Source organism: Aquabacter sp. DMC10, from assembly GCF_056314145.1.
The window spans coordinates 548030-571423 of the sequence record NZ_JBQUYX010000002.1 but is presented as its reverse complement, the minus strand read 5'-3'; the positions used below and the strand labels follow the sequence as shown (position 1 = coordinate 571423).

Below are 23394 nucleotides of genomic sequence, written 5' to 3'. Positions count from 1 at the left end.
CCCGCTTTTCACCGGCGCATGGGCGGGGCAAATAGCGTGTGAGTGAGTCGCGCGGCGCGCGCTGGCGAAGGTCCGGCGCGCATGCGGGACTGCCGACCGGCCTCAGGCCGTAAGACCATTCAGGGAGGCACATATGCGTATCCGCGCCGCCGTTCTTCATTCCTCGCCGGTCGCCCGGCCTTATGCCGAGACCCGGCCGCTGCGCATCGAGACCATCGAGCTCGACCCGCCGGGGCGTGACGAGGTGCTGGTGAAGATCGCCGCCGCGGGCCTGTGCCACTCGGACCTTTCCGTCATCAATGGCGACCGGCTGCGTCAGATCCCCATGGTGCTCGGCCACGAGGCCTCCGCCGTGGTGGTGGAGACTGGCCCCGGCGTCACCGACCTTGTCCCCGGCGACCATGTGGTGATGAGCTTTCTGCCCACCTGCGGCACCTGCCCTTCCTGCATGGAAGGCCGCGCACAATTGTGCAGCCCCGGCCAGGCCGCCAATGGCGCCGGCCTGCTGATTTCGGGGGATCGCCGGTTGCATTGCGATGATGGCACGGACGTCTATCACCATTGCGGCGTGTCGGCCTTCGCCGAATATGCGGTCATCTCCCGCCGCTCCATCGTGAAGATCGACCCCGAAGTGCCGCTGGTGGATGCGGCTCTGTTCGGCTGCGCGGTCATGACCGGGGTGGGCACGGTGGTGAACACCTGCCAGGTGAAGCCCGGCCAGAGCGTGGCCGTGATCGGGCTTGGCGGCGTCGGCCTGTCCTCGGTGCTGGGCGCCATCGCGGCGGGGGCGGACCAGGTGGTGGCCATCGACCTCTCCCAGGCCAAGCTCGATCTGGCCCGCGAACTGGGCGCCACCGACACCTTCCTCGCCTCCGACCCGGACATCGTGGACAAGGTGAAGGAGATCACCAAGGGCGGCGTCGACCATGCCATCGAGATGGCAGGCTCCGCCCCCGCCTTTGAGCTCGCCTATAAGATCACCCGGCGCGGCGGCACCACGGCCACCGCCGGCCTTGCCAATCCCAATGCCCGCATCTCCCTGCCGCCGGTGCATCTGGTGGGCGAGGAGCGCACCATCAAGGGCAGCTATATGGGCAGCTGCGTGCCGCCCCGGGACATTCCCCGCTACATCGCCCTCTACAAGCGCGGCCGCTTGCCGGTGCACAAGCTGCTCTCCGGCACGGGCCCGCTGGAGGAGATCAACGCCGCCCTCGACAAGCTGGACCGGGGCGAGGTGGTGCGCCACGTCATCACCTTCTGACCGCTCCGCGCGGACAAGCACGAAACGAAACGGCCGGGGCATGCCCCGGCCGTTTTGCGTTGGAACGACAGCGCCTCAGCGCAGCGCCTGCTTGCGCTTGTCGTCTTCCTCGCGCAGCTCGAACCACATGGCGTTGAGCACCGCGAACGCGCCCGCCAGCGGCAGGCCGAGCATCCAGGCGAAGTACCACATTTCCGTCTCTCCTTGATCGGTGCACCCCACGCCATCCGGCGCGGGGTTGGTTCAAAGGGCCTGCCTCAATAAGCGTGGCCGTTCTTGTCCGAGACCATGGCGGCATCCACCTTGCCCCACATCACCTTGTAGACCCACGAGGTGTAGGCCAGGATGATGGGCAGGAAGATCGCGGTCACCACCAGCATGATGAACAGCGTCATGTGGCTGGAGGACGTGTCCCACACCGTCAGGCTCGACTTCGGATCGATGGACGAGGGCAGGATGAAGGGGAACATGGACACGCCCACCGTCGAGATGATGCCGAAGATGCCGATGGCCGAGGCGAGGAAGGACAGGCCGTCCTTGCGTGCCTGGAGCAGCACCAGCGTCAGCAGCGAGCCGAGGCCGCCCAGCGCCGGGGCGAGCCACAGGATCGGGTAGGTCCGGTAATTGGCGAACCAGGCGCCGGCTTCCGTCACCACCGTCTTGGACAGTGGGTTGGAGGGGCCGACGGGATTGATCGCCGAGGTGATCTTGTAGCCTTCCACGAACCAATGCAGGGCAAGGCCGCCCAGCGCGAACAGGACGATGGTGAGGATGGCGCCCACCGAGCCGACCGCGCGGGCCCGGTCGGCGATGGGGCCGTCGGTCTTGAACACCAGCCAGGTGGCGCCATGGGTGACCAGCATGGCCACCGACAGCAGGCCGCACAGCAGCGCATAGGGGTTCAGCAGCCCGAAGAAGGTGCCAAGATAGGTGCTGTGCAGGTCCGCGTCGAACTGGAACGGCACGCCTTGGAGCACATTGCCCACCGCGACGCCGAAGATCAGCGACGGCACCGCCCCGCCGACGAACAGCGCCCAGTCCCAGCGGGTGCGCCAGGCTTCGTCCTCGCGCTTGCTGCGATACTTGAAGCCCACGGGCCGCAGGATGAGCGCGGCCAGGATGGCGAACATGGCGAGGTAGAAGCCCGAGAAGGACACCGCATACAGCGCCGGCCAGGCGGCGAAGATGGCGCCGCCCCCCAGGATCAGCCACACCTGGTTGCCTTCCCAGACCGGCCCGATGGTGTTGATGACCACGCGCCGTTCCACGTCCGTCTTGGCGACGAAGGGCAGCAGGGACGCCACGCCCAGGTCGAAGCCGTCCATGATGGCAAAGCCGATGAGCAGCACGCCCAGCAGCACCCACCAGATCAGGCGCAGAACGTCGTAGCTAATGAGATCATGCAGGACCATTTCAGGTCACTCCGCAGGCGCGAGAACGGGAGGGGTGAGGAGGCCGGCTTCCGGCTGGGGATCCGGCTGCGGCCCCTTCTGGATGGCCCGCAGCATCAGGGTCATCTCGATGATGAACAGCACGGTGTAGATCAGCGCGAAGCCGCAGATGGTCAGCAGCACCGTCGCGGCGCCGAGCCGCGACACCGCCGAGGCGGTGGGCAGCACGCCCTCGATGATCCAGGGCTGGCGGCCGAACTCGGCGATGAACCAGCCGGACTCCGCCGCGATCCAGGGCAGCGGGATGGAGATCACCGCGAGCTTCAGCAGCAGCGGGAAGCGGGTGAGCTGCCGCCGTGCGGAGAGGAAGAAGAAGACCGAGAAGAAGAGGATGAAGTAGAAGCCAAGTCCCACCATCACCCGGAAGATCCAGAACAGGGGCGCCACTTCCGGCACCGTGTCCCAGGCCGCCTTGTCGATCTGCTCGGGCGTCGCCGTGCGCGGATCGTCCACATACTTCTTCAGCAGAAGCGCATAGCCGAGCACGTCGCTATTGTCCTCGAACGCCTTCTTCAGGTCCGCCGGCACCGGCTGGTTGCCGAGCGCCCGGATCTTCTGGAGGGCGTCATAGGCGATCACGCCGCGGGCAATGTGACCCTTGGCGCGGTCCGCCAGCTCGGTGATGCCCACGACGGGCGTGTCCAGCGAGCGGGTGTCGATGAGGCCGCCGACCCAGGGGATCTCCACGGCGTAATAATTGGTGCGGGCCTTCTGGTCGGGGAAGCCGACCACGACGAAGGGCGCCGGCGCGGGCTCAGTGTGCCAGGTGCCTTCCATGGCCGCGAGCTTCATCTTCTGATGCTCGGTGGTCAGGTAGCCGCTCTCGTCGCCCAGCACCACCACGGAGAGGGCGGCGGCGAGGCCGAAGGAGGCGGCCACCGTCATGGAGCGCTTGGCGATCTCCATGTGCCGGCCCTTCAGCATGTACCAGGCGGAGACGCCGAGCACGAACATGGAGGCCACCACATAGCCGGCGGAAACCGTGTGCACGAACTTGGCCTGAGCCACCGGATTGAACAGCACGTCATAGAAGCTCGCCACTTCCATGCGCATGGTCTGCGGGTTGAAGGCCGCGCCCACCGGGTTCTGCATCCAGCCATTGGCGATGAGGATCCAGAGCGCGGAAAGGTTGGAGCCGAGCGCCACGCACCAAGTGGCGGCCAGGTGCCCCACCTTGGACATGCGGTCCCAGCCGAAGAAGAAGAGGCCGACGAAGGTCGCTTCCAGGAAGAAGGCCATCAGGCCTTCGATGGCCAGCGGCGCGCCGAAGATGTCGCCCACATAATGGCTGTAATAGCTCCAGTTCATGCCGAACTGGAATTCCATGACGATGCCGGTGGCCACGCCCAGCACGAAGTTGATGCCGAACAGCGTGCCCCAGAACTTGGTCATCTGCCGCCAGATCACGCGGCCGGTCATGACATAGACCGTCTCCATGATGGCCAGCAGGATGGACAGGCCGAGCGTCAAGGGAACGAACAGGAAGTGATAGAGCGCCGTCATTGCAAATTGCAGGCGCGATAGGTCGACGACATTCAGTTCCATGGTCCTCGCCGGCGGGCGGCCGGCCCTCCTCTCGTCTCGGTTCGCCCGGATCGGGCGGGTTGAAGGGGCGGCTCAGTCCGGGCGCAAGCCGCCGAGCGCCGTGGCAAAGCCAGGGCCTCCGCGTCGCAACCGTGCTGTGATCCGTCCGTTGTCCATGATGATGATCTGGTCGGCGAGTTCGGCCTCGCGTCTGATATGCGTGGCGACCACCAGCGCGCGGCCGCCCGCCTGCTCCCTTAATCGTGTCAGCACGTCCGCCGCGGTGGCGGCGTCCAGCCCTTCCGTCGGCTCGTCCAGCAGCCACAGCGGGGTGTCCCGCAGCAGCAGCCGGGCCAGCGCGAGGCGGCGTCCCTGACCGCCGGAAAGCCCGAGCCCGCCTTCTCCCAGCCGGGTCTCGAGGCCGAGCCTCAGTCTGGAAACGTCCGCCGCAAGTCCCGCTGCGTCAAGTGCATTCAACAGTGCGGAATTGTCTTTTTCCGGCGCGGCCAGGCGCAGGTTGCCGGCGATGGTATCCTCGAACAGTTCCGTCCGCTGGGTGAGCAGGGTGGCGGGCTCGGCCTGCAGCAGGCCGGCGGTCGGGGTGAGTTCGCCCGCCATCAGGGCGAGGAGGGTGGACTTGCCAGCCCCGCTCGGCCCCACCACCGCGATGCGCGCGCCCCGCTCCACCGTCAGGCAGATGTCCATGAGCACGTCTTGCGCCGCGCCGGGATGGCGGAAGGAGAGGCCATTGGCCTGGACCGCCATGCCGGCGGGCGGCATGGCGGGACGGGGAAGGGGGGCATCCGGCGTCAAGCGGGGGCCGATGCGCCGGGCGGCGAGCACGGTCCGCCCCAACTCCAGCGCGCCGCGCCGCAGCGCGCTGAACGGCTCCAGCGCACCGAGTGCCAGCAGCAGGGCCATGGCCATGAGCGGGGCGGTCAGGCGCCCGGCCTGCGCGAGCCAGAACGTGGCGAGGAGCAGTCCGGCCAGGAGCAGGGCGGACAGGACGCCATAGCCGGCTGTAACGCGGGCCTCCAGGCGGTTGAGGGCGTCGTCGGCCTCGGCGAGGCGGCGATCGGCGTCCATCACCGCCGCCGTCTGGTCGGCGAGGCGGCCAGCCATGGCCAGTTCCGTTTGCCCGGCCACCAGATCCACCGTTCGGGCGCGCAGGGCTTCCACCCCATAGGCCCGCCGCCGGGCCACCGGTTGCGCCGCGCGGGCGGTCAGGGCGAACAGGCCGAACCCGCCCACCAGCATCACCATGGCGAAGGCCAGCCCCAGGGCGGGCGACAGGAGGCCGAGGGCCACCCCCGCCGCCAGTGTCACCGCAGCGGCGGCGGCGGCGGGGACCATCACCCGCAAATAGAGAGAATCCAGGGCGTCAATGTCGGCGGTGAGCCGGAACAGCAGCTTGGCGGGGCGGGCCAGCAATTGGCGGGCGGCGCCGGGGCCCGCCCAGCCGCGGAACAGGCGCTCGCGCAGGTCCGCCAGCACGGCCAGCGTGGCATCATGGGTAACGAGCCGCTCGCCATAGCGCGCGGCGGTGCGGGCCAGCGCCAGGAAGCGGATGGCGGCGGCCGGGGCGAATACGTCAAAGGTCAGTGCGGTGGCCGCGGACAGGCCCGCAATGGCGGTGGCGGTGATGAACCAGCCGGACACGCCGAGCAAGGCGACGCCCGCCAGGATGGTCACGGCGGCGAGCGCCATGCCGGCGAGGATGCGCCCGCGATGCTGCGTCAGGAAAAGCGCGAGCACCGGCCGGAGCGGGGCGAAGGACCGGACGCGGTTCATGCCCGGCACTCCCGGGCTTGGGGCCGGCGGGTCCCCCCATCCTCCGCCAGATGGACGATGCGGTCCATGCGCGCGGCCAGATCGGGGTCGTGGGTCGCGACGATCAGCGTGCGGCCCTGGGCGAGGGTCAGAAGCCCGTCCGTCACCTGCGCGGCGGTGGCGGCGTCAAGGTGCGCGGTGGGTTCGTCCGCCAGGATCAGGTCCGCATGGGGCGCGGCAGCGGCGCGGGCCAGGGCAAGGCGCAGCGCTTCGCCGCCGGACAGACCAGCTCCGCTTTCACCGATCAGCGTGCCCGCCATGCCGCCATGGGCCTGCGCGACGGCATCGAGTGCGGCGAATCGCATCGCCGTACGCGTCGCCTCCTCGCTCAGTCCGGTGCGTCCCATGGTGATGTTGGCCTTCAAAGAACGGGCGAAGAAATGCGGGCGCTGCCCGATCCAGGATATGCGCGAGCGCAAATTTGTCGCAGTTTCTTCCGTCATCGGGATACCGCCTATGCGCACGATGCCGGCGTCCGCAGGGGCAAGTGCGGCAATCAGCGACAGGAGGGTAGACTTGCCAGATCCGCTTGGTCCGAGGATCGCCACCCGTTCGCCGGGGGCCACGACCAGGTCGAAGTGCTCCAGCACGGCGGCTTCATCACCATGCGAAAAACGCAGGGCTTCCAACACCACGTCCGGGGCGCCCGCCGCATTGGCGAAGGGGGCGGGACGGGCAAGGGCGCCGGGCAGGGGCACCCGGGGGGCATCCACCCCCTTCAGGGCCTCCTCCGCGGCCTGGCCGGCGGCACGGTCGTGCCAGACCGCCGACAGTTCGCGCAGCGGCTCGAAGAAGGCGGGGGCCAGCATGAGCACGAACAGGCCTTCGCCAAGGCTCATCTGCCCGCCCCAGGCGCCGAACTCCAGCGTGCCCAGGAGGTGGAAGCCCACATAAACAGCCACCATGGCCACCCCGAGCGCCGAGAACAGCTCCAGCACCGCAGAGGACAGGAAAGCGATCCGCAGCACCGCCATGGTGCGCGCGCGCAGGTCTTGTGCGCTGGCCCGCAGGCGCAGGGCCGTCGCCTCCACCGCGCCCAGCGTGCGGATGGTGGCAAGGCCGCGCAGCCGGTCCAGCAGGAAGGCATTCATGCCGCCCATTTCCTGCAACTGCGCCTCGCTTGCCGCCTTCGCCCGCCAGCCCACCAGCGCCATGAAGACGGGAATGAGCGGCGCCGCCACCAGCAGCACCAGCGCCGCCGCCCACGAGACCGCGGCCACTGCGGCCAGCAGGACGAGGGGGACCAGGGTCGCCTTCATGCGGGCGGGCAGGAAGCGGGACCGATAGGGCAGCACGGCCTCCGCCTGCTCGGCGATCAGGCTTGCCGCCCGGCCAGAGACCACGCGTTGCCCGTCCAGGGGGGAGGTGGTGGCCAGCGCCGTCACCGTATGGCCGCGCAGCGCGCTCACTTCGGCGCGGGCCGCGCCGAAGGCGAGGCGCGTGCCGGCAGCGTCCAGCCCCGCCCGCAGCAGGCCGAGCGCGAGGACGCCCAGCGCCACGGGGAGGATGGAAGCCTGGACATCACCACGCGCCACGCGATCCACCGCATGGGCGATGAGGGCGGCTTGGGGAATCCAGACCAGCGCCGCCCCTGCCTGGAGCAGGGCGCCTGCCTTCAGCGCGCGGGGGGCAGGATCGGACGGCGCGCGGGCGCGGTGGCCGGGCACGGGGCTCACTCCTCAGGCTTGGACGAGGGCGCACGGCGGCGCGGACGGGTGAGGGAGACCACCTTGTCCTTGGCCTCCAACAACCGTGTGACCTTGGCCCCCAGCGAGAGCAAAGCGGCGAGGCGCGCCGTCTCCAGCTTCTTCACGTCGTCGTACCAGGTGGTCAGCCGCTCGATCATCTGGTGCATCTGCGCCATGCGTTCCTGGGCGAAGATGTCGTCCGGGGTCGAGGGCGTCTGCATGAGGATTTCGCGCAGCACGGAAAGGGTGGGGTCCACCTCCCGTTTCTTGCGCTCTTCTGCCAGGGTGCGCAGAATCAGCCAGATGTCGTCGGGCGTGGTGAAGAAATCGCGCCGGTCGTCCGGCAGATGCCGCAAGAGGACGAGGTTCCAGCCCTGAAGCTCCTTCAGGCTCATGGAGACGTTGGAGCGGGAAATGCCCAGCGCCTCCACGATCTGCTCGGCGCAGAGCGGGGCCGGAGACACATAAAGCAGGGCGTAGATCTGCCCCACGGTGCGGTTGATGCCCCACCGGCTGCCCATCTCGCCGAAATGGAGCACGAAAGCCTGGGTCAGCGGCGGAAGGTTCATGGCTGGCTTCTGTCGTCGCGGTAATTTCAGAAATTACTGAAATCTATAGGCGCAACAGTCGCAGGCGACAAGAGCGCGCGTGCCCTCTCCCACCGCCATGCATCGGTGGGGCGGGGCGCGGCCCTGGTCGAGCTTTTCTCAGGAAATCAATATGTTGGGAGGAAACGTCGCAGGCGGGGGCGACGGCTTGGCCTTCTCCGTCTTTGGTATGACTGCTCAGCGCAAGGCGCGCACCTCGTCCGCGCCCGGGGCGCCCTTTTGCTCGGCATCCCGCACCCGCTCGATGGTCTCGGGCTCTTCCTCGTCGAGGTCCGCGATATGGTCGCGCGCCCGCTCGTGGACGCGCAGCAATTCGTCGAGCTTGGCGTGGATGGCCTGGGTGTCGCGATGGTCCACGCGCAGGATGAACAGCGTCATCAGCAAGGTGAGCACGGTGACCGCGCCGTGCCAGTCCAGCGTCTCGGGCTGGAAGATGATCCAGGCCACCGTATAGGCCACCACCACGAGATTGGCCTCGGGGCGGGCGAGCCATGTGCCGATGGCGGTGAGGATATGGTGGTGGGGCTTGTCCATGCGAAAGCGGAAACGCGGCCGGGGGCCAGCGGTTCCGCTCGCGCTTGCCAAAAGTTCAGGCCGGCTTGGCGATGGTGTAGAGCCCCACATCAATGGCGCCGGCCCGGAACCCGCCCTCGCAATAGGCAAGGTAATAGTCCCACATGCGCCGGAAGCGCTCGTCGAAGCCGAGTGGCGCCACCTCCGCCCAGGCGGCCTGGAAGCGCTCGCGCCAGGCGGCGAGGGTCTTGGCATAGCTCAGGCCGAAGGCGTCATGGCCGATCAGCTTCAGGCCCGCCGCCTCCACCTCCCGCTGCATGATGGCAGGCGTCGGCAGCATGCCGCCGGGGAAGATGTAGCGCTGGATGAAATCGGGTTCGCGCCGGTAGTCCTCATAGCGGCGCTCCTCGATGGTGATGGCCTGGATCACCGCCCGGCCGCCCGCTTTCAGCCGCTCGCGCAGGCTGGCGAAATAGACCGGCCAATAGCGCTCGCCCACCGCCTCGATCATCTCGATGGACACGATGCGGTCAAACGCGCCGCCGCAGTCGCGATAATCCTGGAGCCGCAGGTCGGCGGACAGGCCCTGGCCCTTCAGCCGCGCCGCCGCATATTCCAACTGGCGCTCCGAGAGGGTGAGGCCGACTATGCGGGCGCCGTGGTCGCGGGCGAGCCGCTCGGCCACCGCGCCCCAGCCGAAGCCGATTTCCAGCACGTCCTCCCCGCCCTCCAGCGCGAGGCGTTCCACGATGGCGTCGAGCTTGCGGGCCTGCGCCGCCTCCAGGTCGTCGCCTTCCGCGAAGAGGGCGGACGAATATTGCATGCCCCGGTCCAGCCACAGGGCGTAGAAGTCATTGCCGAGGTCATAATGGAAGGCGATGTTGCGCCGGCTACCGCGCTTGGTGTTCGACCGCGCCCAGTGACGCAGGCGCTCCATCATGCGCGAGAGGCGGGAGCCGAACCAGGTCTGGCCGATCTGATCGGCATTCACCGCCATCAGCTCGATGAGGGCGGGCAGGTTGGGGGTGGTCCATTCCCCCTCCATATAGCCTTCCGCAAAGCCGATGGAGCCGGCGGTTGCCACCCGGCGCAGCGCCTTCCAGTCATGGACGCGCATCAGGGCGTCCGGCCCGTCGAGCGGCGCGGTGCGCTCCACCCGCTGGCCGGAGGGCAGTTCCACCACCAGCCGGCCGCACGCCAGATTGGCGAGGGCCGCGCCCAAAAGCGGGCCGGCGAGGTCGAACATCGGGGCTGAATGGGGTGTCGACGCATGGCCCTGGCACGCACGGGCCGGCGATGAAGGCGTCTCCCAGGACAGGGGGCCGCGATCTTGAATCGTCATAGTCCCTCCCTCGACGCGCCTTGTCCCGCCCCCGTGCGGATCGTCACCGCCTCTGCCGGCGCGGGTGGGCGCCGTGTCAGGCCGTTCCCCTTGACCCAGATGAGAAGGGCTTCCCAATGGATGCCAAGGATGACCTTCAGCGTCATCATGGGATGAGACAGGCACGCTTGCCAAAGGGAAAAATCATCAAAACTGCGCCGCTCGGCCGCAAGGCAAGCATGCAGGATGACCCCTGCTTTGTCGCGGCAGGATATATCTACCTTCACCGTCTCTTCCGGCGGACGCACGCGGAAATGATAGGCCATCTCCATGTCCAGGAAGGGCGAGACGTAAAAGCCTTTGTCCACGCTCTGCCGCACCGCGCCGGCCGCCGCCTCCTCCGGCTCCACCGGCAGGAGATAGGAATGGCGCTGGCCAAACGTGTTGGACACCTCGTAGAGCACCGCCTTCAGCAGCCCGTCCCGATGGTGGCAGAAATAGACGGACAGCGGATTGAACACATAGCCCAGCACCCGCGGCATGGTCAGGATGCGGATGGGGCCGCCCTCCAGGTCGATGCCGGCGCGGTCGAGATGCGCCATCACCTCCCCCTTCAGGTCCGTGCCGGAGCCCGAGCCATGGTCTTTGTCGTGGAAGGACAGGAGGTTGAAGCGGTTGCGGGAGAAGACGCGGGAGGCGGCGGCGGCCTCGTCGATGCGGTCGAGGTCCAGCAGCACATGGAAGGTGCGGTAGCGCAGGCTGTGCGCGGCCGGGCGGGTGCGGGCATGGGTGACGATGCCGCGATAAAGGGCGGCGGGAGGGGTCACGCCGCCCGCTCCCGGCCTTCGATGCGCATCGGATTGACATGGATGCGGCCATTCTCGTCCGCCACCCGCCAGGGCCGGCGCACGCCGCCCAGCGCCTCGGCCACAGCCAGGCCCGATTGCAGCCCATCCTCATGGAAGCCGGCGCCGAAATGGGCGCCGCAGAACCAGGTGCGCCGGCGCCCCTGCAGCGACCAGATGGCCCGCTGCGCCTTGATGGCGGCGGCATCGAACTGGGGATGGGCGTAGAGCTCGGAATGCAGCAGCGTGCCCGCGCGCGGCGGGCGCGGCGGATTCAAGGTGACGAACAGCGGGCGCCCCTCGATGTGCTGGAGCTTGTTCATCCAATAGGTCACGCACAGATGGCCGTCCTGCTCCATATAGTTCCAGGCGGACCAGACCGAGCGTCGCTTGGGCATGAGCTCCTCGTCCGAATGCAGGACGGCGAGGTTGGTGTCGTACTTGAAGGCGGACAGCAGCGCGTTCTCGGGCCCGTCCGCGTCCTTCAGCAAAGCGAGCGCCTCGTCGCCGTGGCAGGCGAGCACCACATGGTCATAGGTCTCCGCGCCGCCGCCGGCATCGCGCACCCGCACGAAACCTTCGGACCGCTCCACCGCGGTCACCGGGCGGCCGAGGCGCGCGACGTTCGGCATCTGGGCCGCCATCTTCTCCACATAGGTGCGGCTGCCGCCCACCACGGTGCGCCAGATCGGCCGGTTGCGCACCTGAAGCAGGCCGTGATTGGTGCAGAAGCGCACGAAGGCGGAGGCGGGATAATCCAGCATGCGGCGCGCGGGGGTCGACCAGATGGCCGCCGCCATGGGCAGAAGATGGTCGTCGCGCAGCGCCGCCCCATAGCCCTTCAGGGCGAGATAGTCGCCCAGCGAGAGCGAGGGATCGGCCAGCTTGCCGAGATCGGCGGGAGCCTCGCGATAGAAGCGCAGGAGGTCGCGCAGCATGCCCCAGTGGCGGGGCGCCAGAAGGTTGCGCTTCTGCGCGAAAAGGCCGGCGAGGCCATTGCCGGAATATTCCAGCTTGCCGCCGCGCAGAGAGGCGCTGAACGACATGTCGGTCTCGCGCGTCTCCACGCCCAGATGGGCGAACAAGGCGGTGAGATTGGGATAGGTGGGGGTGTTGAAGACGATGAAGCCCGTATCCACCGGCTTGGCGGTGCCCGCCTCCTCCACCAGCACGGTGTTGGAATGGCCGCCCAGCCGCTCGGCCCGCTCATAGAGTGTGACATCATGCCGTCGGGCCAGCAGCCAGGCGGCGGAAAGCCCCGAAATGCCGGACCCCACAACGGCAATGCGCAGGGGGCGGTTTCGCTCGGCTTCGCTCATAATTTCACGCTCCAGTCTCGACTTGCCCTACATTTACGCGACGAAGCTCCGATTGGATGACCCGGGCCGGTAATGGGGGCTGCGATATTTTCACCGGGAGGTGATCTCGACGGTGATCCACCCATGCCGAGCTTCCGTTTACAAGGGCGATGAATGAGAACGCGATCCACCCTCCCGCCGTGGTCGGCACCGTGACCTCACCTCCCGAGGCTACGGATCCTTATGGGCGCCTTATCGTGGCCATCGCCCAGGGCCGCGATCGCGAGGCCTTCGCCCAATTGTTCCAGCATTTCGCGCCGCGGCTCAAATCCTGGCTCATGCGGGCCGGAGCGAGCGCCGCGGCGGCGGAGGATTTCGCCCAGGAGGCCATGCTGACCGTCTGGCGGAAGGCAGAGCTGTATGACCCCGCACGGGCGGGGGCGTCCGCCTGGATCTTCACCATCGCCCGAAACCTGCGCATCGACAGCCTGCGGCGCGATGCGCGCGGCATTCCCGACATTGACCTGTCCGACATTCCCGATCCCCCCGCCCGGCCGGACGACGTGCTGTTCGCCTCCACCGCGGCCGGGCGTATCCGCACCGCCCTCCAGACCTTGCCCCGCGAGCAGGCCGAGGTGGTGCGCCTGTCTTTCTTCCAGGAAAAAGCCCATGCGGAGATCGCCAAAGACCTCGGCCTGCCCCTCGGCACGGTCAAATCGCGGATGCGTCTGGCCATGACGCGGCTGCGGAGCCTTCTGGGGGACCTGTCATGAACGTGCGCCACATGCCCAGCGAAGAGACGCTGCTCTCCTATGCCGCCGGGGCGCTCAAGACGCCGGAAGCGGTGGTGGTCTCCGCCCACCTGGCCTTGTGCGAGGACAGTCGCACCTGGGTGCGACGCCTGTCCCACCTGGGCGGGCATCTGCTGGAGGAGTTGCCGCAGGAGGACATGTCTGGCGATGCCCTGTCCCGTGCGCTCGCCCGCATCGACAGCGACGGCGGCGCGGTGCAGGTGGCGCCGCCGGCCAATGACATGCCGGAACTGCCGGCCTCCCTTCGCCATCTGCCGCTCGGGCGCTGGCGGTGGATGGGGCCGGGGGTGACCGCCCGCAACGTGCTGGTGCCGTCCGACGGAGGCAGCCGCGCGTTCCTCCTGAAGATCGCGCCGGGCTGCAAGATGCCCCAGCACAGCCATGCGGGCAGCGAATATACCTGCGTGCTGTCCGGGTCTTACGAGGACGAAAGCGGTACGTTCGGACCCGGCGACTTCGAGGAGGCCGACGAGGCGGTGGACCATCGCCCGGTGGTCAATTCCGACGATCCCTGCATCTGCCTCATCGCGCTGGAGGGGCAGATCCAGCCGTCCGGTCCCTTCGGCTGGCTGATGCGGCCCTTCGTGCGCCTGTGAGGGCGCGGCCGTGACCATTCTCCTGCTGCTCCTCGGCGCCGGCCTGTTCCTGGCCTTGGTCATGTCGGCCGCATGGGGGACCCAGCGCGTCACCGGCAATGCGGGCGTCTCCGATGCCTTCTGGTCGGCCGGCGTCGGCATCGCCGGCATCGCGGTGGCGCTGGTGCCGGCGGGGGCCGACGGCGAGATGACCGGCCGCCAGCTGCTGGTGGCGCTCCTGGTGGCCGCCTGGGGCACGCGGCTGGCCTTGCACATCGGCGCGCGCAGCTTCGGCGGGCCGGAAGACCCGCGCTATGCTTGGTTCCGCTCGGAATGGGGCGCAAGCTTCCAATCCCGCCTGTTCTGGTTCCTGATGATCCAGGCGGCCGCGGGCCTTCTCCTGGTGGCCTGCGTGCTGCTGGCGGCGCGTAATCCCACGCCCGGCCTCACCCTCCAGGACGGCATCGGCGTGGTCATTCTCATCGCCGCCGTGATCGGGGAGGGGGCGGCGGACGAGAGCCTGCGGCGTTTCAAGTCCGATCCCGCCAACACGGGCAAAGTGTGCGATGCGGGCTTGTGGGCCTGGTCGCGCCATCCCAATTACTTTTTTGAATGGCTGGTGTGGTGCGCCTTTCCGGTCTTCGCCATCTCCCTTTCGGGCGGCTATCCGCAAGGCTGGCTGGCGCTGGTGGGGCCGGCCTTCATGGCCTGGCTGCTGATCGCGGTGTCCGGCATCCCGCCGCTGGAGGCCCACATGGCCCGCCGCTATGGCGCGCGCTTTGAGGCCTACCGGGCCCGCGTGCCGGCCTTCTTCCCCCGCCCGCCCCGCGCATCCTGAGCGGCGTCGGCCGGGGCGGTGATCCAAGCCGGGCGCCGCGGCGTTTCGGAAGAGAGGGCCGCGGGGGCGGCCGAATGCTTGGAACGCCCATGGCCCTGGCCTTTTCCTATGTCCTGACCCTCGTCCTGTTCCTGGCCGCCGACGCCGTATGGCTCGGCAGCATGGGCGCGCGCTTCTACAAGTCCATCCTCGGCGACATCCTGGCGGAGCCCTTCCGCATGGCGCCGGCGGTGGTCTTCTATCTGCTCTACACGGCCGGCCTGTGCTGGGCCGGCACCTGGCCCGGCCTGAAGGACGGATGGGTCGCCGGCCTGACGGGCGGCGCGCTGTTCGGCCTGTTCTGCTACGGGACCTATAATCTGACCAATCTGGCCACCCTCAACCGCTGGACGGTGACGCTGGCAGGTGTCGACATGGCCTGGGGTGTGGTGGCGAGCGCGGTGGCTGCCGCCCTGGCGGCGCGAATCATGGCGCATTTCAGCTGAACGACGAGACGATCCGGGCCTTGGCAAGGCCTGTAATATTATTTCAGCCCCCTTTTGCCCGACACGCCACACCGACAATGATCCGCGCGCTGCGGCTTTGGGTGAGAGGTCGCGGCGGCGCGACGAGACGCATGATCCCGCGTCCATCCGCAGGAGGCTGCCCGTGTCCCATCTGTGTGCCGTCATCTTGGCCTTCCTTCTTGCCGCCGCCGGGCCGGTCTGGGCAGCGGACGCGCTGCCGGAGCGCGGCGAAGTGGGGTCCGGCGTGCGCTATGAGCGTATCGGCCACTGGGACGCCGCCCGCCTCAACCAGGTGCTGACCACCGACGCACCCCGGTTCTTCGGTCTCTCGCCCGCCTATACGCCCGCCCGCACGGGGGTGACGCTCTATCGCGTTACCTATGGCTCGGTCATTCCCGAGCAGGGCAACCGGCCGACGCAGGCCTCCGGGCTCCTGGCCATTCCCGATGGCGGGGCGGCCAGCTTCCCGCTGCTGTCCTACCAGCACGGCACCGTCTACGGGAAAGACGAGGTGCCCTCCTTCCCCGATCAGTCGCCGGAGACGCAGCTCGTCCTCGCCCAGTTTGCAGGGCAGGGCTATGTGGTGATCGGTGCGGACTATTTCGGCATGGGGCTCGCCACCGACCCGCAGGGCTATCTGGTGAAAGCCAGCCACCAGCAGGCCACCTTCGACATGCTCGGCGCGTCCCGGGCGGTGCTCGCCGCCCTGAAGATCGAAACGCCCAAGCTGTTCCTGGGCGGCTGGTCGCAAGGCGGCTTCGTCACCATGGCCTTCCTGGAGAAGCTGGAGGCTTCGGGCGTGCCGGTCACCGCCGTCGCCACCGCCAGCGCGCCGCTGGACGGCTTCCTGGTGATGAACGGGTTTCTTCAGTTTCCGCGCAAGATCGATGCGGGCTGGGTCAACAGCCTCTTCATCCTCACCGCCTTCTCGTTCGAGACCTATTACGGGCTGCCGGGCCTGGCCCGCTCCCTCCTGACCGACGAGGTCTATGCGGAGGCCCGCGCCGCCTATGAAAACCGCCCGTTCGACCCGGCCAAGATCCCCACCGACCTGCACAAGCTGATCCAGCCGGCCTATTTCGACGCAAAATTCTTCGCCGATTCCGCCTATGGGCGCATCCTCAAGGACCTGACCGCCTATCGCTGGGTCATCCGCACGCCCGTTCGCAATTATTACGGCGAGGCGGACGAGGTCATCACGCCGGGGCTCGGGCGCCTCGCCATGACCTGGCAGGCGGCCATGGGCGCCGGCAACGGGCAGGTGGAGGCCATTTCCGCCGGCCCCACCACCCATCGCGGCACCTATGCCACCGCCATCATCGCCTGGAAGTCCTGGTTCGATGGAAAATAGGCGGTGCGATCCGGTGGGGTCCGGGTGCCAACATCCGCGCCTAGCCCGGGATAGGGTCTGCCTGCGCCCGCTGCGGGGTATTTTGGGCCCGCCACGCGGAGGGGCTCTCCCCGCTCCAGCGCAGGAAGCTGCGGGCAAAACCGGAATGGTTGGCATAGGACAGCGCCAGCGCGATCTCGCCGATCTGCAATTCTGTCAGCGCCAGCAATTCGCAGGCCATCACATGGCGCACTTCGTCTCGCTCGCGCTGGAACGTGGTGCCATCCGCTTGCAAATGACGGACCAGCGAACGGGGGGAGAGGCCGAGGTGCCGGGCAGCCTCCACGAGGCTGGTTTCGCCCAGGCTCAGCGAGGGGCGCAACTGGTGGCGCAGGCGGCTGGTCACCGACATGTCGTCACGTCGCAGCATCCGCCGCACACGCTCCAGAACGAGCGGTCGGCTGGCCGTGTCCGCATTGGGATTGCGGATGGCGAGGGCATCCGGTGCCAGCATGATGCAGGACAAGGGCTGGTTGAAGCGCACGGGCGCGCGCAGCAGCTGCTCGAAGCGCCCGGGCTGGGGCGGCGGGGCGAAGGAGAGCAGGACCTCGATGGGCAAGTCCGGCCGGCCGCTGATGCGGCGCACCTTGTTCGCGGCGGTGCCGGCGAAGATGGCGTAGATCTGGTCAGCCCCCGGCAGGTGCCGGTCATAGACGCCGAAGCCGAACGCGAACCGGTCCCCGATGGGGATGAGATAGGTGCAGGCAGCGCTGGAATAGGCGCTCTGGTGTCCCACATTGTCGGCCAGCGCCTGGCCCAGGGTTGCGGCGGTGTCCATCAAGTCGCCCAGCGGTCCGAGGCACCGATGGTCGTTCAGGAGACCGAGATGGAGGCCGAATTCCGGCAGCCCGGTGGTCCTGGCGCAGCGATCGAGCAGCGTTACCGCGTCGGTGAACGGCACGCTCGCCGAGCTGACCAGGTCCTCGACGCCGAAGCTCAGCCCGTCGAACAGAGGCGCAGGATCAACGCCCCACTCGCGCAAAAGACCGGGCAACGCCCCGCCGGGGCTGACCCTTTGAATTGCCACCCGGTCGGGCTTTCCCATGATGCTCTTTGGCGTGAAATGGAAAACGGGCTGTGCCTAACACGCCTAAGGTCCGCGGCAAAGCTTTCCCCTTTACCCCATCGCCCTGGATGAAATGACGACACTGCTTCCTCTGGTCCGTGCTGCCGCGATCCGCCCGTTCCTGCTTTGGCTCAAGGATCATGGCCGGTCGGTGGATCATTGCCTTCAGGACAATGGCCTCTCCGCCGCCTGCTTCACCGATCCCGGTCTGCCGATCCCGCTTCTATCCTGCATCCGGCTGGTGCGCGCGCTGAGCCGGCTGGAGGGGCCCGACTTTGCCTTTCGTGCCGTGCGCCACGGCGGCGTCGAGGCGCTGGGCTTCGTCGGCCGTGTCCACGCCACCGCCCGCACCCCGCGCGAGGCGTGCCTGAAGATCGCACGGTCCCATCTGCATCTCAGCTCGCACGAAATGCTCACCTTTTCCTCTGAGCCGCAGCAGGGGACATTGCGCCATGTCTTCCGCGTGCCGGTGGACGATGAGAGCCTGTTCTACATGCAGCAGGCGCAGGTGGCGGCCATTCTCTCCCTGTTCGGCGGCCGCCCGGCGGCCCCGATCTTGTCCCGCCTGCAGATGGTGCCGCACCCGGAGCTCGGCTTTACGCCATTGGCGGGCCATCTCGGGATTATGGTCGAGGTGTCCGCCAACCGGTCCCTGATCGCGGCGCTGCCGGCGGCAGTCCTGGATCGCCCCTATCCCCGCCGTCCCGCGCCGGGTTCCGAAACGCAGGCGACGGCGGCGGAGATGGGCGCGGGCCTGCGGGGCGATGGAACGCTGGCGGGCTCCATCCGCGCGGTGCTGCCGCAATTGATGTCGGGGAGCGAGCCGAGCCTGGCGGAGATTGCCAGCCTTTCCTTCATGAGCCCGCGCACGCTGCAGCGGCGCCTGGGGGAGGAAAAGACGCGCCTGTCGGTGCTGATCGAGGAGGAACGGGCGCGCCAGGCGTTGGACATGCTGCGCCAGACCTCCCTGCCGATTCGCAACGTGGCGGTGGAACTGGGCTATGGTTCGCCCGCAAGCTTCACCCGCGCGGTGCGGCGATGGACGGCGCGCACCCCCACCAGCTTGCGCAGTTCCTAGGGATCGCCTGACAAATATTGGCTATTTGGGGATGTCCAGTGCCTTCGCGCGCCTACTTGGCTACAGTGGCGTTTAAGGCTAAGCGTCGCGTTGAGCGGCGCTTCTGGATCTGACAGAGCTTGACCATGGCTGGCACCACCGGGGCAATCACGTTCCGATGCCGGTCGAGACGAGAGAGGGGCAAAATCATGACGCCAAGGATGTGGCTTGCCGCGTTCGCCGTGGGTGCGGCTTTGACGGGCGGTTTGAGCGCGGGTGCGTCCGCCCAGACCATGAGCTATGCGGAGGCCGGCGCGCTGATCGCCAAGAGCTGCGGCCCCTCCATCGAGAAGTATTGCGCCAAGGAAAATATTGGCAGCCGTACCATCATGGACTGCCTGAACTCCCACAAGGCGAACGTGCCGCAGCAGTGCTTCACCGACTTTGCCGCGGTGCAGGCTTCCATCTCCAAGCGCGTGGCCGCGCAGTCGGAAATCTTCAAGACGTGCGCCGCCACCGCCGCTGAGTTCTGCCCCGGCGTCCAGCTCGGCGATGGCCAGCTGCGCGATTGCCTGGTGCAGGCCAAGAAGGTGGTCAAGGGCGCCTGCCTCCAGTCGCTCCGCGATTCCGGCTGGTACTGACGGCCCGTCCCGAAACGCTCACGGAAAGTCTCGATCCATGTCGTACGTCCTTCGCGCCGTCGGGCGCACCGCCAGCGCGCTCGTTGTCGCCGCCGCTCTTGCCGGCCCCGCTGCCGCGCAGACCGACACCTCCTATGCCCAGATCGTCCAGGGGCTGAACGCCGTCACCTCGGATTCGCCCACGGTGGACGCGCAGGCTCTGCGCACCTGGGCCATCGAGAGCGCCAAGCAGGGTGGCCAGACCAATTCGGTCAGCCAGCCCGAGCTGGTCCGGAAGCTGTTCTCTCTGGCGCAGATCACGGTCCAGATTCAGTTCGCGCTGAACTCGGACATCATCCGTCCCCAGTCCTACTCGGCCATCGGCGCCATCGCCGATGCCCTGCATGACCCCATCCTGCGCGGCTATCGCTTCGCCGTGGTGGGCAACACGGACGCCACCGGGTCGCGCCCCTATAATCTGAAGCTCAGCCAGGAGCGCGCGGACGCCATCGTCCAGGCACTGGTGAATGTCTATCGCGTCAGCCCTGCGCGGCTCGAGGCCATCGGCCTTGGCGAAGAGGCGCTTCAGAACCCCGCCAAGCCGGATGATCCGATCAACCGCCGCGTGCAGATCTTCAACATCGGCCCGGTGGCCGGCGGCGCCCAGCCGGCCCAGGTGCCCATGCCGCGCTGATCGGCGGATCTTCGCCCGTCCGGGGCGCAAACTCCGGAACGGGTGAAGGAAATGCTCTAAAGGAAAAGGCCCGCGGCATGCCGCGGGCCTTTTTCGTTCTGCGCAAGAAGGGACGCGGCCTTCAGCCCTGGCGGATGCGGTCCAACTGGTCCCGCGCGCCGGCGGCCCGCGCGGCGTCCGCCAGTTCCACCGTCACCACGCGCTTGCCCACCGGGGCGAGGGAGAGGCCGGCAAGCTTCAAATCCTGGAGGCCGAAGGGAATGCCGATGATGGTGATGAACATGGCCACCGCATGCACCAGATGCACGATGGCCAGCACGAGGCCCAGCGGCAGCCACAGGATGTTGGCGATGAGCCGCACGGCGGCAAGCCCGCCGCTCTCCTGACCCGTCAACTCCGCATGGGAGATGACCTCGCGGCCGAAGGGGGCAAGGCTCAGGAGGCCGATTTCCCAGCAGGACCGCGCCCAGGGCAGGCCGACGATGGAGATGGCCATCAGCACGGCCGCCGCCCACCACATGAGCGCCATGGCCCAGCCGCCCAGCACGAACCACAGGATGTTGGCACCGATCCGCATGGCCTTGGCCCCTTTGTTGCGGCCGCGACCATAGGGGCGTGCTCATCCCCGGTCCAGTGCGGCAGGGGGGACGGCGGCAGGGGCAAGGGGCACCCGCCGCCGCATGGGAAGGCGAAGGCTCAGGCCGGCATCTTTGCGAGGTCCACGCGCGGCGGCATGGCCTTCTGCAATTCTTCCTTGGTGACCTTCTTCTTGACTTCGAACTTGTTGTCCACGACCTGCGAGATGTAGCAGTCGATGATGCCGGAATGGTCTTCCTTGCGCAGGAGCTTGGCGCCCTGCGGATGGCCCAGCGAATTGGCCATCTCCAGGCCCTCCAGCGCCTCGATGACCAGGAGGTCGTCCTTCTTGGACTTCCAGCCGCTCTTCTCGATGGCCTCCTTCAGCGCGAAGACATTCTCCCAGGACTGCCAGGCATGGCTCTTGGCCATTACGCGGCTTGATGTCTTCTCGCGGGCATCCACATCGTCGATCTCCATGATGACGTTGTGCTGCTTGTGGAACTCATCGTCCTTGTACTTCAACATGCGGGGGAAGTTCTCCACCAGATAGACCCCTTCCGCCGCGCCCTGAAGGTCGGCGGGGGCGATGGCCTCCATGGTGCCGCAGATGGAATACATGCGCATGGTCTTCTCCAGGCCCATGGTCTTGGCCTGGGTGTAGAAGGCGATGGACTGGGCGCCGAAGAAGACCGAGAATAGGACTTCCGTGTCCTGTGGGATCTTGGCGAGGTAGGGCACCATGTCCTTGGCGTCCAGCGGCACGAAGATGGGCGGGTTCACCTTGCCGCCCAATTTCTCGATGACCGCCTTGTGCTCCTGATAGTGGCTGTGGCCCCAGGCATAATCGGGCGAAATGATGGTCCAGGTCTTGCCGAGATTCTCGAAAGCCCAGGGCGCGCCGGCGGCGGCCAGGCCATAGGTGTCCGTGCCGGTGCGGAAGGAATAGCGGGTGCCCTTGGAGCCGGTGACTTCGGTGGCCTCGCCGGCGGAGAAATAAACCGTCTTCAGTTCGGTGGCGACCGGGATGGAGGCCAGCATCACGCCCGAATGCACCGAGCCGACGATGAAGTTCGCCCCGCCGCGTTCGATCAGCGAGCGCAGCTTGCGCACGCCCACCGCCGGGTTGGATTCGGTGTCTTCCGTCACCAGCTCCACCTTGCGCCCGGCAATTCCGCCCTGTTCGTTGACGAGCTTCACGGCGGCCTTGGCGGCTTTGTCGTGCCAATAGCCCCAGGAGGCAAAGCCGCCCGTCAGCTCGCAATGATTGCCGAGGATGATGGGGCCGCTCGCCTGGGCATAGAGGTCGCGGGTGAGGCCGAGATAGGCGGTGCCGGCGGCCACGCCCCCGGCAAGCGCATGGGAGAGGAAGCTGCGGCGGGAAAGGCCGGTCTGAACGGCTGGCGCATCGGCCTTCGGCTTGATGTGGGTCATGATCCGCTCCGGAGGTTGCGACCCGTTACAGCGCCACGCCGAGATAGCGATGGACGGTGCTCGGGTCTGAGTTGAGTTGCTCGGGGGTGGCTTCGTGCACCACCTGGCCCTTTTCCATGAGGTAGATGCGGGTGGCGAGGGACAGCGCCGTGCGCAGATTCTGCTCCACCAGCAGCACCGAGACGCCGCGCTTGGCGATGGCGGCGATTTCGCGCCGGATGTCGGCGACGAGCTTGGGCATGATGCCCTCGGTGGGCTCGTCCAGGAGGATGAGGGAGGGTTTGCGCATGAGGCAGCGGCCGATGGCGAGGATCTGCTGCTCGCCGCCCGAGAGCGTGCCGGCCGGCTGGCGTCGGCGCTCGGCAAGGCGCGGGAAGCGGGTATAGATCTCCTCCACCAGTGCCGGGTCGGGGTCCGCCTTGAGGCCCAAGAAGAGGTTCTCCTCCACGCTGAGCAGCGGGAAGATGCCCCGGCCCTGCGGCACATAGCCGATGCCCAGCCCAGACACCTTGTGGGGCGCGATGCGGGTGAGGTCGGTGCCGGAAAAGGTCACCGCGCCGCCCTTGCGGGGCAGAAGGCCCAGAATGGCCCGCAGCGTCGAGGTCTTGCCCACCCCGTTGCGACCGAGCAGCGCCACCGTCTCGCCCGCGCGCACCTCCAGGTCGACCCCGCGCAGGACGGGCACGCGGCCGATATGGGCGGCCAAGCCCGCGACTTGAAGAACCGGGCTCATTCCACCTCCTCCGGCATGCCCAGATAGGCCTCCTGCACCTCGACGCTGGCGGCGATCTCCTTCGGCGTGCCGCGCGCCAGCACGCCGCCGGCCGCCATCACCGTGATGAGGTCGGCGATGGCGAACACCACCTCCATGTCGTGCTCGATGAGGATGATCTGGGTGGTCTTGGACAAGGCGACGATGCGCGCCACCGTGCGTTCCGTCTCTGCCGGGCTCATGCCGCAGATGGGCTCGTCCAGCAAAAGCAGCTTCGGCCGGTTGGCCAGCGCCAGCGCGATCTCCAGCAGCGCCACGTCGCCATAGGCGAGCGTGCCGGCCTGCCGGCGGGCATGGGGGGCAAGGCCAGTGTCTTCCAGCACCTCCTCCACCCGGCGCGTGACCCCGGCATAGCCGAGCGCCGGGCGCACGGGGCTCGCGATCTTCTCGTGGGCCATCACCGCCACCCGCACATTGTCGGCGACGGAGAGGCCCGAGAAGACGCTCTTGATCTGCAAGGTGCGCGAGAGACCCCGGGCGACGATGCGGTGCGGCTTGAAGCCGGCAATGTCGTCGCCGTCGAAGATGACCTGTCCCCGGTCCGGCGGGATCATGCCGGTGATGAGGTTGAAGAGCGTGGTCTTGCCCGCCCCGTTGGGCCCGATCACCGCATTGAGCTGGCCGTTGGGGAAGTCGATATCCACGCTGTTGACGGCGGTCAGCCCGCCAAAGCGCTTGGTGAGGCCGCGGATGGAGAGGATGTTTTCCATTGCGC

Annotated in this window: 24 protein-coding genes; 9 read left to right on the top strand and 15 right to left on the bottom strand. The window is 67.8% G+C overall.

The genetic code is table 11. The annotated features are described in order from the left end of the window. Nucleotides 1–133: 133 nt before the first annotated feature. Nucleotides 134–1261, top strand: coding sequence for a zinc-dependent alcohol dehydrogenase family protein (locus ACT54L_RS07380; RefSeq protein ID WP_476084892.1), 1128 nt, complete (start codon nt 134–136; stop codon nt 1259–1261). 75 nt (nt 1262–1336) lie between these two features. On the opposite strand, the gene cydX is transcribed toward ACT54L_RS07380, so the two are convergent. From cydX to ACT54L_RS07330, 10 genes are all read right to left on the bottom strand, one after another. Beyond that, nucleotides 1337–1453, bottom strand: coding sequence for a cytochrome bd-I oxidase subunit CydX (gene cydX, locus ACT54L_RS07375; protein WP_476084891.1), 117 nt, complete (start codon nt 1451–1453; stop codon nt 1337–1339). 65 nt (nt 1454–1518) lie between these two features. Next, nucleotides 1519–2673: a cytochrome d ubiquinol oxidase subunit II gene (gene cydB, locus ACT54L_RS07370; protein WP_476084890.1), complete on the bottom strand. Its 1155-nt coding sequence runs from the start codon at nt 2671–2673 to the stop codon at nt 1519–1521. Between the two features lie 6 nt (nt 2674–2679). Further along, a complete protein-coding gene (locus tag ACT54L_RS07365) occupies nt 2680–4257 on the bottom strand; it encodes a cytochrome ubiquinol oxidase subunit I (RefSeq protein WP_476084889.1) in 1578 nt (525 codons plus the stop codon). A 72-nt stretch (nt 4258–4329) separates the two neighbouring features. Further along, nucleotides 4330–6027, bottom strand: coding sequence for a thiol reductant ABC exporter subunit CydC (gene cydC, locus ACT54L_RS07360; RefSeq protein WP_476084888.1), 1698 nt, complete (start codon nt 6025–6027; stop codon nt 4330–4332). Beyond that, nucleotides 6024–7733: a thiol reductant ABC exporter subunit CydD gene (cydD, locus tag ACT54L_RS07355; RefSeq protein WP_476084887.1), complete on the bottom strand. Its 1710-nt coding sequence runs from the start codon at nt 7731–7733 to the stop codon at nt 6024–6026. Before cydD ends, cydC begins: the two co-directional genes overlap by 4 nt. 5 nt (nt 7734–7738) lie before the next feature. Further along, on the bottom strand, nt 7739–8323 hold the full coding sequence (locus ACT54L_RS07350; RefSeq protein WP_476084886.1) for a GbsR/MarR family transcriptional regulator: 585 nt from the start codon (nt 8321–8323) through the stop codon (nt 7739–7741). Nucleotides 8324–8539: 216 nt separating this feature from the next. Continuing rightward, on the bottom strand, nt 8540–8896 hold the full coding sequence (locus ACT54L_RS07345; RefSeq protein WP_476084885.1) for a low affinity iron permease family protein: 357 nt from the start codon (nt 8894–8896) through the stop codon (nt 8540–8542). Between the two features lie 55 nt (nt 8897–8951). Further along, entirely contained in the window at nt 8952–10217 is a 1266-nt protein-coding gene (locus ACT54L_RS07340) for a class I SAM-dependent methyltransferase (protein ID WP_476084884.1), read from the bottom strand. Then, a complete protein-coding gene (locus tag ACT54L_RS07335) occupies nt 10214–11023 on the bottom strand; it encodes a DUF1365 domain-containing protein (RefSeq protein WP_476084883.1) in 810 nt (269 codons plus the stop codon). The genes ACT54L_RS07340 and ACT54L_RS07335 overlap by 4 nt, the downstream gene beginning before the upstream one ends. Further along, nucleotides 11020–12360: an NAD(P)/FAD-dependent oxidoreductase gene (locus tag ACT54L_RS07330; protein ID WP_476084882.1), complete on the bottom strand. Its 1341-nt coding sequence runs from the start codon at nt 12358–12360 to the stop codon at nt 11020–11022. The genes ACT54L_RS07335 and ACT54L_RS07330 overlap by 4 nt, the downstream gene beginning before the upstream one ends. Before the next feature lie 191 nt (nt 12361–12551). Here ACT54L_RS07330 and ACT54L_RS07325 point away from each other — a divergent pair, with 191 nt between their 5' ends. The 5 genes from ACT54L_RS07325 (at nt 12552) to ACT54L_RS07305 (ending at nt 16421) form a co-directional block, all read left to right on the top strand. Beyond that, nucleotides 12552–13112, top strand: a complete 561-nt coding sequence (locus ACT54L_RS07325; protein WP_476084881.1) for a sigma-70 family RNA polymerase sigma factor — start codon at nt 12552–12554, stop codon at nt 13110–13112. After that, on the top strand, nt 13109–13747 hold the full coding sequence (chrR, locus tag ACT54L_RS07320; RefSeq protein WP_476084880.1) for a cadmium/peroxide/UV radiation responsive anti-sigma factor ChrR: 639 nt from the start codon (nt 13109–13111) through the stop codon (nt 13745–13747). The genes ACT54L_RS07325 and chrR overlap by 4 nt, the downstream gene beginning before the upstream one ends. Before the next feature lie 10 nt (nt 13748–13757). Beyond that, nucleotides 13758–14564: a DUF1295 domain-containing protein gene (locus ACT54L_RS07315; protein WP_476084879.1), complete on the top strand. Its 807-nt coding sequence runs from the start codon at nt 13758–13760 to the stop codon at nt 14562–14564. A gap of 89 nt (nt 14565–14653) precedes the next feature. Next, nucleotides 14654–15049: a DUF2177 family protein gene (locus ACT54L_RS07310; RefSeq protein ID WP_476084878.1), complete on the top strand. Its 396-nt coding sequence runs from the start codon at nt 14654–14656 to the stop codon at nt 15047–15049. Between the two features lie 163 nt (nt 15050–15212). Beyond that, complete coding sequence (locus ACT54L_RS07305; protein WP_476084877.1) at nt 15213–16421, top strand: alpha/beta hydrolase family protein; 1209 nt, start codon at nt 15213–15215, stop codon at nt 16419–16421. Nucleotides 16422–16461: 40 nt separating this feature from the next. On the opposite strand, the gene ACT54L_RS07300 is transcribed toward ACT54L_RS07305, so the two are convergent. Further along, a complete protein-coding gene (locus ACT54L_RS07300; RefSeq protein ID WP_476084876.1) occupies nt 16462–17505 on the bottom strand; it encodes an AraC family transcriptional regulator in 1044 nt (347 codons plus the stop codon). Between the two features lie 94 nt (nt 17506–17599). On the opposite strand from ACT54L_RS07300, the gene ACT54L_RS07295 reads away from it, so the two are divergent. From ACT54L_RS07295 to ACT54L_RS07285, 3 genes are all read left to right on the top strand, one after another. Next, nucleotides 17600–18604 carry a helix-turn-helix domain-containing protein gene (locus ACT54L_RS07295; protein WP_476084875.1) on the top strand — a complete coding sequence of 335 codons (1005 nt, stop codon included), beginning with the start codon at nt 17600–17602 and terminating at the stop codon, nt 18602–18604. Between the two features lie 200 nt (nt 18605–18804). Continuing rightward, nucleotides 18805–19224: a hypothetical protein gene (locus ACT54L_RS07290; protein ID WP_476084874.1), complete on the top strand. Its 420-nt coding sequence runs from the start codon at nt 18805–18807 to the stop codon at nt 19222–19224. Between the two features lie 37 nt (nt 19225–19261). Then, on the top strand, nt 19262–19897 hold the full coding sequence (locus ACT54L_RS07285; RefSeq protein ID WP_476084873.1) for an OmpA family protein: 636 nt from the start codon (nt 19262–19264) through the stop codon (nt 19895–19897). Nucleotides 19898–20018: 121 nt separating this feature from the next. Here ACT54L_RS07285 and ACT54L_RS07280 read toward each other — a convergent pair whose 3' ends face one another. The 4 genes from ACT54L_RS07280 to ACT54L_RS07265 form a co-directional block, all read right to left on the bottom strand. Next, entirely contained in the window at nt 20019–20474 is a 456-nt protein-coding gene (locus ACT54L_RS07280) for a YccF domain-containing protein (protein WP_476084872.1), read from the bottom strand. A 119-nt stretch (nt 20475–20593) separates the two neighbouring features. Then, a complete protein-coding gene (locus ACT54L_RS07275; protein WP_476084871.1) occupies nt 20594–21907 on the bottom strand; it encodes an ABC transporter substrate-binding protein in 1314 nt (437 codons plus the stop codon). A gap of 25 nt (nt 21908–21932) precedes the next feature. After that, on the bottom strand, nt 21933–22640 hold the full coding sequence (locus ACT54L_RS07270) for an ABC transporter ATP-binding protein (RefSeq protein ID WP_476084870.1): 708 nt from the start codon (nt 22638–22640) through the stop codon (nt 21933–21935). Next, a complete protein-coding gene (locus ACT54L_RS07265; protein WP_476084869.1) occupies nt 22637–23389 on the bottom strand; it encodes an ABC transporter ATP-binding protein in 753 nt (250 codons plus the stop codon). The genes ACT54L_RS07270 and ACT54L_RS07265 overlap by 4 nt, the downstream gene beginning before the upstream one ends. Between the last annotated feature and the right edge of the window lie 5 nt (nt 23390–23394).